General features: G+C 68.4%; 9 protein-coding genes and 1 pseudogene. 5 read left to right on the plus strand and 5 right to left on the minus strand.

Features of this window, described 5'->3' with window-relative positions:
* Positions 1-480: SPOR domain-containing protein (locus tag NFX52_RS27695; RefSeq protein WP_252635920.1), on the plus strand; the 480-nt coding region annotated here is incomplete at its 5' end.
* A gap of 45 nt (positions 481-525) precedes the next feature.
* Here the strand turns inward: NFX52_RS27695 and NFX52_RS27700 are convergent.
* The 3 genes and pseudogenes from NFX52_RS27700 to NFX52_RS27710 form a co-directional block, all read right to left on the minus strand.
* On the minus strand, positions 526-1,527 hold the full coding sequence (locus NFX52_RS27700; protein ID WP_055394604.1) for an MBL fold metallo-hydrolase: 1,002 nt from the start codon (positions 1,525-1,527) through the stop codon (positions 526-528).
* A gap of 106 nt (positions 1,528-1,633) precedes the next feature.
* A pseudogene (locus NFX52_RS27705) lies at positions 1,634-3,083 on the minus strand (sensor histidine kinase).
* Between the two features lie 231 nt (positions 3,084-3,314).
* The gene (locus tag NFX52_RS27710) at positions 3,315-3,989 is read right to left on the minus strand and encodes a response regulator (protein ID WP_055394601.1); all 675 of its coding nucleotides are present in this window, start codon (positions 3,987-3,989) and stop codon (positions 3,315-3,317) included.
* 118 nt (positions 3,990-4,107) lie between these two features.
* Here NFX52_RS27710 and NFX52_RS27715 point away from each other — a divergent pair, with 118 nt between their 5' ends.
* The 3 genes from NFX52_RS27715 (at position 4,108) to NFX52_RS27725 (ending at position 7,432) form a co-directional block, all read left to right on the plus strand.
* Positions 4,108-4,764, plus strand: coding sequence for a response regulator (locus tag NFX52_RS27715; RefSeq protein ID WP_055394599.1), 657 nt, complete (start codon positions 4,108-4,110; stop codon positions 4,762-4,764).
* Positions 4,761-6,176 carry a sensor histidine kinase gene (locus tag NFX52_RS27720; protein ID WP_055394597.1) on the plus strand — a complete coding sequence of 472 codons (1,416 nt, stop codon included), beginning with the start codon at positions 4,761-4,763 and terminating at the stop codon, positions 6,174-6,176. Before NFX52_RS27715 ends, NFX52_RS27720 begins: the two co-directional genes overlap by 4 nt.
* 62 nt (positions 6,177-6,238) lie before the next feature.
* Positions 6,239-7,432, plus strand: coding sequence for a serine hydrolase domain-containing protein (locus NFX52_RS27725; protein WP_055394596.1), 1,194 nt, complete (start codon positions 6,239-6,241; stop codon positions 7,430-7,432).
* 29 nt (positions 7,433-7,461) lie between these two features.
* On the opposite strand, the gene NFX52_RS27730 is transcribed toward NFX52_RS27725, so the two are convergent.
* On the minus strand, positions 7,462-8,286 hold the full coding sequence (locus NFX52_RS27730) for an N-formylglutamate amidohydrolase (protein ID WP_252635921.1): 825 nt from the start codon (positions 8,284-8,286) through the stop codon (positions 7,462-7,464).
* A 233-nt stretch (positions 8,287-8,519) separates the two neighbouring features.
* On the minus strand, positions 8,520-9,485 hold the full coding sequence (locus NFX52_RS27735; RefSeq protein WP_055394592.1) for a Bug family tripartite tricarboxylate transporter substrate binding protein: 966 nt from the start codon (positions 9,483-9,485) through the stop codon (positions 8,520-8,522).
* Positions 9,486-9,593: 108 nt separating this feature from the next.
* Here NFX52_RS27735 and NFX52_RS27740 point away from each other — a divergent pair, with 108 nt between their 5' ends.
* Positions 9,594-10,571, plus strand: a complete 978-nt coding sequence (locus NFX52_RS27740; protein WP_055394590.1) for a LysR substrate-binding domain-containing protein — start codon at positions 9,594-9,596, stop codon at positions 10,569-10,571.
* Positions 10,572-10,691: the final 120 nt, after the last annotated feature.

A 10,691-nucleotide genomic window follows, 5' to 3' on the forward strand; every position in this document is an offset into this window, starting at 1 on the left:
TCTTCCGCCGCTTCCTCCCCACCCCCTGCCGATACCGCCGAATGCCTGCAGGCCGGTGTATTTGACGAGCGCCAGGCCGACGCCCTGCGCACCGCCGCCGCCAACCTGCCACCGGGCAGCTGGCTGCTGGAGCCCACGCCCATCCCGGGCCGCTGGATGGTCTACATGGGCCGCTTTGAAGACCTGGAAACGCTGGACCGCAAACGCGCCGAACTGCGGGCCCGCAAGGTGGACCACGACCGGGCAGGCGGCACACTGGAGTACGGCCTCTCGCTCGGCCGTTTTTCGTCCAAAGAGGCCGCAGAGCGCGAACTGGCCAACCTGGGCAACAAGGGCGTGCGCACGGCCCGCGTGATCCAGGAGCGGCCCGAGTCCCCCGGCTTCACGCTGCGCCTGCCCGCCGTGACCGACGCACTGCGCCCGCAGTTCGACGCGCTGCGCAGCGCCATGGCGGGCAAGACGCTGCGCAACTGCGCGTGACCGCAGCAGCGGCGATGGCGGAGCCATCGCTTGCGCCGCCGGTTGTCACATCGGGACGGCGCGCGTCTCCCCGTGGCGCATGAGCCAGACCCGGTCCTGCGGCAGGCCGCGCTGCGCCAGTGCAGCGGCCACGTCGCGCGGAGGGTGGTCAAACGCCTCCTGCGTCAGCATGAACGTGCCCCAGTGCACGCCCATGGCCTGCTTGGCGTCCACATCCAGCATCAGCTGCACGGCGTCCTCGGGGTTCACGTGCATGGGTTTCATGAAATCGCGCGGCAGGTAGGCGCCGATGGGCAGGGCCAGGAAGTCCACGGCCCCCAGGCGCTGGCGGATGGCCTTGAAGTCGTCGCTGTAGCCCGTATCGCCCGGAAACAGAAAACGCCAGGGGTCCCCAGCGTCCGGGCGCGCCCATTCCAGCGCGTAGCCGCCCCACAGCGAGGCGTTGGTATCCCACGGGGTGCGGCGGCTCCAGTGCTGGGCGGGCGTGAAGTGCACCCGCAGACCCGGGGCGATGTCGGTGTGTTCCCACCAGTTCAGCTCGGTCACGGGGCCCATGCCGCGTTGGGTGAACCAACCTCCCAGGCCCCGGGGCACCACAAAACGCGGCGACTGGCCCGCGTCGCGCAGGCGGCGCAAGGTGCCGTAGCAGAGGTGGTCGTAGTGGTTGTGCGAGATCAGCACCACGTCGATGGGCGGCAGCTGCTCGGGGGTCAGCGGTGCCGGTACGCGGCGTGGTGCGCCAAAGCGGCCGAGTGGCCCGGCAAAGCCGCACAGTGTCGGGTCCATGAGCACGTTCAGGCCTGCCACCTGAAGCAGGATGGACACATGGCCCAGCCAGGTGACGACCGGTGCCTGCGGGCGCTGCGCCAGGCGCGCGTGGTCCAGGGGCGCGCCCCACTGCCGGGCAAAGGCTTCATAACCCCCGGCGGGGTCCGAGCGGGGTTTGAAATCGCCGCGCAGCGAGCGCCACACCATCTCGTACCAGGGGAAATTGCCAATGACGACGCCGGGGTGGGTGTTGGCAAAACGGCGGGGTGATGGGGACATGGTGACAGCTTCGGGTCAAAGAGGTCGCATGATGCCGCAGCCCGGTGCGGGGCGGTGGGGTCTAGTGCATCGCCCCTGCGGCGTGCCGGTATTCGGGCAGTGCTGTTCAGCCGCCCGCCACTTCATCGCGCGCGGCAAAACGCACGCTGAAGCGCGCCCGGCGGCTGCTGGCCCGGGCGTGCGTCTTCCAGGGTGACCTCGGCATCGTGCTTGCGCGCAATCTCCAGCACGATCGGCAGGCCCAGACCGGAGCCGTCGGCCTCGCTGCCCAACGCACGGTAGAACGGCTGGAACACCAGCTCGCGCTCGGCCTCGGGCACGCCGGGGCCTGAGTCTTCGACCTGCAGCAGCAGCACATGGCCAAACGTATCGGCCAGCACGCGGGCCGTGACCACGCCCGGCTTGTCGGGCGTGGAAGGGGTGTAGTTGAGGGCGTTGTCCACCAGGTTGCGCACCAGTTCCTTGAGCAGCGTGGGGTTGCCGTCGAGCATCACGCCGGACGAGCCCGGCTCTGCACCGTCGTAGCCCAGGTCGATGTGTTTTTCCAGGGCGCGGGGCACCGAGTCGCGCACCACCTCGATGGTGAGCCGGGCCAGGTCGCAGGGCTGGCGCGCAAAACCCACGCCGCTGCCCTCGGCGCGCGCCAGCGCCAGCAGCTGGTTGACGGTGTGTGTGGCGCGGATGCTGGAGCGGCCAATCTGCTGCAGCGAGCGCTTGAGTTCCTCGGTGCTGGTGCCCTCGCGCTGGGCCAGGTCGGCTTGCATGCGCAGGCCTGCCAGGGGCGTCTTGAGCTGGTGCGCCGCGTCGGCCAGAAAGCGCTTTTGCGTGGCCAGCGAGTCGTTCAGGCGCTGCAGCAGGTCGTTCACCGAGGCAACGAGGGGCGCCACTTCGAGCGGCACCGTGCGGTCGTCCAGCGGGGAGAGGTCGTCGGGGTTGCGCGCGCGGATGCGCTGCTCCAGCTGGTTGAGCGGCTGGATGCCCCGCGCCAGCGCCAGCCACACCAGCAACACGGCCAGCGGCAGGATCACGAACTGCGGCAGCATCACGCCCTTGATGATTTCGGTGGCCAGCACGCTGCGCTTTTCGCGCGTTTCGGCCACCTGCACCAGCGCCACGGGGGTATCTGGCAAGGGCAGGCGCACCCAGATGTAGGCGACGCGGATCTCGATACCGCGCATTTCGCCGTCGCGCAGGCGCACCTCGCCGGACATGGGCACCTCGTCGGCGGGCGGCTCGGGCAGCTCGCGCTCGCCGGAGAGGAACTCCCCGCCGGGGCCCAGCACCTGGTAGTAGACGATGTCGGACTCATCGGCCCGCAGGATCTCGCTGGCAGGCTGGGGCAGGTTGAACTGCACCTTGTTGCCCGCCACGCCCACCAGCTGGGCAAGGGCGTGGGCGTTGTATTCGAGCGCCCGGTCAAACGGCTTGTTGGCCAGGCCCTGTGCCACCAGCCAGGTCAGCGCCAGGCTGACGGGCCACAGCAGCAGCAGCGGCGTGAGCATCCAGTCGAGGATTTCGCCGAACAGGGATCGCTGCTCTCGCTGGAATATTTTCAAGGCGTTCGCCGTGGCGGTTTTGAATGAAATTGGCCTCTAGCGCTTATCTATCAAGCGCTAGTAGCTATCATTTTTAAAGTATTCAATCGGCACGTCATGTCCGTCCACAGCATGTGCACTGACGCGGCCAACGCCAATGCACCCGTGGAACTGGCTCCGCCAGGCCACCGGGTGCGTCCCCCTCCCGAAGGAGAGGGGGAAGGCGCGAAGCGACTCAGGGGGTGCTTCATATCAACCTGGAATCTTTTCCAAACAGTAGCCCAGGCCGCGCACGGTAGCAATGCGGATGGGCCCGCCTTCGATCTTCTTGCGCAGGCGGTGGATGTAGACCTCGATGGCGTTGTTGCTGACTTCTTCGCCCCACTCGCACAGGCGCTCCACCAGTTGCTCCTTGCTCACCAGGCGGCCCGCGCGCTGCAGCAGCACCTCCAAGAGGCCCAGCTCGCGCGCCGACAGCTCGATCATCTTGCCGTCGATGGTGGCCACGCGGCCGGCCTGGTCGTACACCAGCGGGCCGTGTTTGATGGCGCTGCTGGTGCCGCCCATTCCCCGCCGCGTGAGGGCGCGCACGCGGGCTTCCAGCTCCTGCAGGCTGAAGGGCTTGGCCATGTAGTCGTCGGCGCCAAAGTCCAGGCCCTTCACACGCTCTTCCACGCTGTCAGCGGCGGTGAGGATGAGCACGGGCAAGGCGGAGCCTCGGCCGCGCAGCTTTTTGAGCACCTCCAGCCCGTGCATCTTGGGCAGGCCCAGGTCCAGGATGAGCAGGTCGAATTCGTTGTTGGTCAGGAGCGCTGCATCGGCCTCGGTGCCGCTGGCCACGTGGTCCACCACGGCTCCCGAGGCGCGCAGGGTGCGCAGCAGGCCATCGGCCAGCACCTGGTCGTCTTCGGCAATGAGAATGCGCATGCGTTGTCTCCTGGTGAGGTGGCGGCGGTCTGGTGCCGCGCCTGTGCTGTGATTTTAGGCGTCTGGCTCCCGCCTGGTCTTTGGTTTCGTGCAAGCTTGGGCGGGGACAATCACCGCCATGCACATCCTGCTCATTGAAGACGATCTGGACCTGGGACAAGCGCTGCTGCAGGCCCTGCAGCTGGACGGCTTCACGGTGCAATGGCTGCGTAGCGTGGCCGCCACGCCGCCCGTGCCCGACGCCAACGAGATTGCCGCCGTGCTGCTGGACCTGACCCTGCCCGATGGCCAGGGCATGGCGCTGCTGCGCCACTGGCGGCGCGCGGGGCTCGCGGTGCCCGTGATCGTCATCACTGCCCGCACGGCGCTGCAGGACCGGCTGGACGGCTTGGACGCCGGTGCGGACGACTATGTGCTCAAGCCCTTTCACGTGCCCGAGCTGCTGTCGCGCCTGCACGCGGTGCTGCGGCGCAGCGCCCGCCAGGCCTGCGAGGAATGGACACTGGGCACACTGCGGATTGCGCCCCGGCGGCATGAGGCCTGGCAGGGCGACGCCCTGCTGGCCCTGTCGCCGCGCGAGTTCCGCCTGCTGGTGGAACTGGCCCGCGAGCCCGGCACCGTGGTCGCCAAGAACGTGCTCGCCCAGCGGCTCGAACCGCTGGGCGATGCGCTGGACGCCGCCACGCTGGAGGTGCATATCTCCAACCTGCGCAAGAAGATTGGCGCCCAGCGCGTGGTCACGGTGCGCGGCGTGGGCTACCGACTGCAGCCATGAAGTGGCCTGTCCTTGCACACGGCGCATGGAACCGCTGGTGGGGCCCCAGCCTCACGCGGCGCACCCTGCTGGCGCTGCTTGCAGCCATGGGGCTGGTGTGGCTGGTGCTGCTGGCGCAGATGGCCTACACCCACTACGAGACCATGAGCACAAACCCGGGCGTGCGCCAGCTGGCACAGGGGCTGGCAGTGCCGCTGGCCTCCATGCCCGACCCGGTGGAAGCCCGCGCGCTGGTGCGTGGCATGGCGCAAACCTTCAACGCCATGCGCCTGGATGTGGAGCTGTTGCAGGGTGAAAAGGTCCTGCTGCAGTTGCAGGACACACGCGGGCAGCTGTTTCACAGCAGCGCCGCCGACCTTCCCGCCGTGGCCCTTGCCGGCCCGTCCGGCCACGCCAAGATGGTGATTGCGGGGCGCCCGCACTGGGCCGCGTGGGAAACCTCGGGCGCGTGGCGCGTGCTGGTGGCCGAGCCCCTGTTGTCCGACGCGCGGCTGCTCAGCTTCATGGGCGAGGACCTCGCGGCTTCGGTGCTGCTGGCGCTGCCCCTGGTGGGCCTGCCGCTGTGGCTGGCCGTGCGCACGGGCCTGCGCCCCCTGGCGCGGCTTGGCGCCCAGATCGCGGCGCGCTCTGCCCACGACCTGCGCCCCCTGCAGGATCTGCCGCCCGAACGCGAACTGCGCGGGCTGGCCCAGGCATTCGACCATTTGCTCACCCGCCTGCGCGCCCATCTGGCGCGCGAGAAGGCGCTGGTGCACGACGCGGCCCACGAGCTGCGCACGCCCATGGCGGTCATCGCCACCCAGGCCCACGTACTCCTCCAGGCCCCTGAAGGCCCAGCGCGGGCGCGGGCGTCCGAGGCGCTGATGCACGCCGTTGAGCGCGCGGCGCACCTGAGCGAGCAGTTGCTCACCCTGGCCGCACTGGAGGAAGCCCCCACCCCCAACGCCGAGCGGCAGGACCTGATGGCCTTGTTGCAGGACTGCCTGGCCCAGCGCATGCGCTGGGCGGATGAGATGGGCGTGGAGCTGTCGCTCGAGGGGCCCGACACCTGGGTGCTCGCCTTTGACCGCCAGCTGCTGTGGTCGGCGCTGGGCAATGTGCTGGACAACGCCCTCAAGCATGGCTGCGGGCCGGGGGCCGGACGCACGGTGCAGTTGCGCGTGGGCGAGAAGGCAGGCGATGTGATGGTCTGGATTGCCGATGACGGCCCAGGCATCGAGGCCGGCGAGCAGGCACGGGTCTTCGAGCGGTTCTGGCGTTCGCCCCGCGCGCGCAGCAGCGGCTCCGGCCTGGGGCTCACCATCGCGCAGCAGGCCATGGGGCACCTCGGCGGGCGGGTGAGCGTGGGCGGTGGCCTGCAGGGCCGGGGCGTGGGCTTCACGCTGCGCTGGCCTGCCCGGGCGTCGGAATAGGCCTTTGGGTAGGCCCAAGGTTCGCATTCCAACAATCCGGCATCTTTTCTTTGCGAGATGCCATGAACTTCCTGAACTCCATTGCGGCGCGCGGCGCCATCCTCTCTCGGCGCCGCTGGCTGGCCGCTGCGGGCCTGGGCACCCTGGTGACCGCCTGTGGCGGCGGCAGCAGCGACGATGGCGCCGACGCCTTGCTGGAGCGCCTGCAGTCCCAGGCCCGCAAGCTGGTGTCCCAAGGCGTTGTGGGTGCGGCCACGGGCTGGGCGGATTCCACGCGCACCCGTGGGGCGGTGGCCGGGCTGCGCCGGTTGGGCGGCACCGCTGCGCTGGAACGCGGCGATGTCATGGCGATTGGCTCCAACACCAAGGCCATGACCGCGTGCGTGGCGGCCAGCGTGGTGGACCAGGGCCTGCTGCGCTGGGACAGCACCCTGGCGCAGATCCTGCCCGGCCTGGCCCGCGAGGCCCTGCCCGCCTACCAGGGCGTCACGCTGCGGCAGCTGCTGGACCACCGCGCGGGCGTGATGGCATTCAACAAACCGGAGGATGTGGCGATATTCCTCGGCGAAGTGGGCACCGACGTGCTCACCCGACTGCAAGAGCCCGCCGCAGTGGAGGACTTCTTCCTGCAGTGGCTGCTGCGCCAGGCCCCTGTCCGGGGCACGGGAGCCGACCCGGATTTTGCGTACTCCAACGCTGGCTATGCGCTGGCGGCCCGCATGCTGCGCGCCGCCACGGGCCAGGACTGGGAAGACCTGCTGCGCCAACGTGTGGCCCAGCCGCTGGGCATCTCCCTGTTCGTTGGCGAGCCTTTGCGAAAGGGCAGCGACCAGCCCGCAGGCCATGCCTTGGAAGGCGGGCAATTGCAGCCCCAAGGCCTGCCCGGGGCGCCCGAGCGGGTATGGCTGGAAATCCTGAGCCCTGCCGGCGCCGTGAGCCTGGCCGCGCGGGACGACGCCCTGTGGCTGCAATGGCACCTGCGCGCCCTGCGCGGCGATGCCACGCCCCTGCCCCGCAGCTACGTGCAGGGGCTGCAAGACCTGGCACGCGCCCCTGCCAACCGCTATGCGCTGGGATGGATCTCGCACGCCATGCAAGGCGCAGGCTGGCTGTTGCACACGGGCGAAACCGGCGGGTTTCAGGCGTTGTCGCTCGTGGCCATGGAAGGTTCGCGCGCCGCCTTTGCGCACGGCAACATCGCCACCGAGGACAGCATCGCGCTGCTGTACGAAAGCGTTTCGGCGCTGCTGGCCTGAGAAGCGGCTCTGAAAGCGGTGCGCGCCCGTCAGCGCGGATCGTGCGCGAGCAGCCTGCGCACCAGCACCTGCAGGTCTGCCTGCAGCCGCGCCATGCCCTCGGGCACCTGCGCCAGCGTGCGCTCGTCCATATAGAGCTTGCGGTTGATCTCGACCTGGATGCTGTGGCGGTGCTCTGCGGGGTTGCCGTAGCGGCGCACCAGCTCCACGCCTTTGTAGGGGTGGTTGTATTCCACGCTGTAGCCACAGCCGCGCAGATGCTCACAGATCAGCGCGGACAGCGCCGGGCTGGCCGTGGTGCCATCGCGGTCGCCCACCACGAAGTCGGCGTGCTCCAGGCCCGGAAAGTCGGTGGCAAACCGCCCCGCCACGGCGGGCATCGAGTGGCAGTTGAGGTGAATGCTGTAGCCGTGGCGCGCGTGGGCGGCATCGATGGCCTGGGCCACCGCCGCGTGGTACGGGCGCCAGCACTGGTCGATGCGCGCGCGCACCTCGGCCACGGTGAGCTGGCGGTTGTAGATGGGCTCGCCTTCGTCGGTGAACTTCCAGATCAGGCCTTTGCCCAGGCGCACCTTGCTGAGCACCTGGGGGTCGGTGGAGATGGGGTCGGTCCACTCGCCATCGAGCAAGCTGGTGTCGAGCTCGGTGGTGTCGCGGTTGGCATCCAGATAGATGCGCGGGAAATGGGCCTCGACCCAGGCGGAACCCAGCGCAGGGGCAAAGGCGTAGATTTTTTCGACATGGGTGTCTTCGGCACGGCGCAGCGTGGGCAGGTCGCAGGCCGAGCCGAAGTCGGCGGGGTACTGCGTGCCGCTGTGGGGCGAGTCGAGCACCAGCGGGGTGTTGCCGGGCATGGCCGTCACCCTGCGATCAGCAGGGGGGGGGTGGCCTGTCCGGGTGACCCGGTGGCGCCCGGCTGGGCGTGCTGGAAGCGGTGGTGGATCAGTTTCAAGGCTGAATGCATAGGCAGAGTGTGCGCAAAGTGGGGCGGCTGGCCTGGCCGTCCAGACCGGGTGAAGACCATGGTTATATCCCTGCAAGGGTCTTCCCCGGCTATGGCCGCCGGGCCCGCAGGCCCGGTGTGGGTTCAATCCAGCGCCACCTTGGCGTAGGTGGCAATACCCTTCATTTTGTCGATCTCATGGGCAATCTGTGCGGTGAATTCCTTGGAGGTCGTGCCCGAGGGATACAGCCCCTGCCCCGCCAGGCGCTCGCGCACGGCAGGCTCCTTGAGGGCCTGTGCCACGGCCTGCTGGATGCGGTCTATCGCCGCCGGGGGCGTCCCTGCCGGGGCCACCAGACCGAACCAGGAGGGCTCGTTGGCCTGTTTGTAGCCCAGCGCGGCATAGGTGGGCACATCGGGCAGCACATCCAGCCGTACTGGCCAGGAAACGGCCAACGCCTTGAGTTTTCCAGCCTTGATGTAGGGCAGCGAGGAGGCCACCTGGTCAAAGTACACCCCCACCTGACCAGCCAGCACATCGTTGATGGCCGGGCCTGCACCCCGGTAGGGGATATGAACCATGGCGGTGCCTGCGCTGCGCTTGAACAGCTCGCCCCACATGTGGCCGATGGTGCCGTTGCCCGGGGTGGCGTAGGACACCTTGCCGGGGTTGGCCTTGAGGTGCCTCACCAGATCCGCAAGGTCCTTGACGGGCAGGACGGCCGGGTTGACCACCACCACGCCGGGCGCCTTCACGATCTCGGTCACGCCCACAAAGTCCTTGGTGGGGTCATAGGGCAGCTTGCTGTAGACGGCAGGGTTCACACCATGGGTGGACAGCGTGGCCACCCCCAACGTCAAACCGTCCGCAGGGGCCCGGGCCACTTCGGCCATGCCGATGGAGCCACCCGCGCCGCCACGGTTTTCCAGCACCACGGGCTGCTTGAGGATGCGGGCCAGCGGCTCCTGCAGGCTGCGGGCCGTGATGTCGGTCGCGCCGCCTGGGGGGAAGGGCACGATGATGCGCAGAGGCTTGCCCTCTTGCGCCAGTGACATTCCAGGAACGAAAGATACAGAGGCCAGCGCAGAGAGCATGTGACGGCGTTTCATGGGTTTTTCTCCTATGGGGTGCTTTAAGGTTAAGTGAGGCACAGACAATTTCCAAGCAATGGATACGCCTGATAACATTCCAAAATGGAATGATCCAACCCTGCAACCATGTCCTCTCTTCGTCGGCTTTCGCCCCCTTTGCACCTGTTGCGCGCGTTTTCCATGGTCACGCGGTTTGGCAGCGTCTCCCGCGCGGCCGAGGCCTTGCACCTGACGCAAAGCGCAGTGAGCAAACAGGTCAAGGAGCTGGAGGGGTGGGTGGGCATGGCGCTGTTTGAGCGCAGCCGCAAGCGCCTGGCGCTGACACCGGCGGGCGAACGCTACGAAAAGGCCGTGCGCGCGGTACTGGCGCAGCTGGAGGCGGCGACCCTGGAGCTGATCACCAGCGACGACGGTGGTGGCGCACTGCACCTGTCCAGCCTGCCCACGTTTGCAGCCAAGTGGCTGATCCCGCGCCTGCCGCAGTTCCAGCAGCAGCACCCGCAGGTCACATTGCACTTTGTGCCCTACGTGCACAGCTACGACTTCGAGCGGCCCGAGCTGGACTGCTCCATCCTGTTCGGCGAAGGCCACTGGCCCGGCGCGCACGCGCACTACATCACCGGCAACGAGGTGGCGTTGATCGCCCCGCGCACCCGCGTGGCCGACTGGGCCGTCCACACGCCGGGCGACGTGGCGCACCACACGCTGATGCGCCACGTGACAGTGCCCGAGGCCTGGCTGCGCTGGAGCGAGACACACGGGGTGCCCGGCCTTATCGATCCCCTGGCGGGCCCGCAGTTCGACCAGTTCCAGACCATGATCCGCGCGGTCATGGCTGGAATGGGCCTGGCACTGGTGCCGCGCTGCCTGGTGCAGGACGAGATCACCGCCGGGCTGGTGCGCGAGCCCCTGGCCGACGCGCCGCTGCGCGGTGGCTACCGGAGCGACATGGGCTACTGGTTTTGTTATCCCGAAGGCCGCACCCAACTGCATGCGTTGCAGTGTTTTCAACAATGGCTGTTGGCCTGCGCTTCGCCCGCCGGCGAAACACCACAACCCCTGCCCGCATCGGACATGGGAGCGAATACGTTCGCCACCGTCTGACTCCGGCTCAAAAAGCCCCTCGTCAATGTTTGTTGACGCCCGGCCATTCGTCAACTACAGTTGACGAATGGCCGGGCGTCAACAAACATTGACGAGGGGCTTTTTGAGCCGGAGTCAGAC

Source organism: Acidovorax facilis (assembly GCF_023913775.1).
Classification (GTDB): domain Bacteria; phylum Pseudomonadota; class Gammaproteobacteria; order Burkholderiales; family Burkholderiaceae_C; genus Acidovorax; species Acidovorax facilis.

Bases quoted from the DNA above. Each gene is read 5' to 3' on its own strand.
- NFX52_RS27725 (WP_055394596.1), top strand. From the start codon at position 6,239: ATGAACTTCCTGAACTCCATTGCGGCGCGCGGCGCCATCCTCTCTCGG.
- NFX52_RS27730 (WP_252635921.1), bottom strand. From the start codon at position 8,286: ATGCCCGGCAACACCCCGCTGGTGCTCGACTCGCCCCACAGCGGCACG.
- NFX52_RS27700 (WP_055394604.1), bottom strand. From the start codon at position 1,527: ATGTCCCCATCACCCCGCCGTTTTGCCAACACCCACCCCGGCGTCGTC.
- NFX52_RS27710 (WP_055394601.1), bottom strand. From the start codon at position 3,989: ATGCGCATTCTCATTGCCGAAGACGACCAGGTGCTGGCCGATGGCCTG.
- NFX52_RS27720 (WP_055394597.1), top strand. From the start codon at position 4,761: ATGAAGTGGCCTGTCCTTGCACACGGCGCATGGAACCGCTGGTGGGGC.
- NFX52_RS27715 (WP_055394599.1), top strand. From the start codon at position 4,108: ATGCACATCCTGCTCATTGAAGACGATCTGGACCTGGGACAAGCGCTG.
- NFX52_RS27740 (WP_055394590.1), top strand. From the start codon at position 9,594: ATGTCCTCTCTTCGTCGGCTTTCGCCCCCTTTGCACCTGTTGCGCGCG.
- NFX52_RS27735 (WP_055394592.1), bottom strand. From the start codon at position 9,485: ATGAAACGCCGTCACATGCTCTCTGCGCTGGCCTCTGTATCTTTCGTT.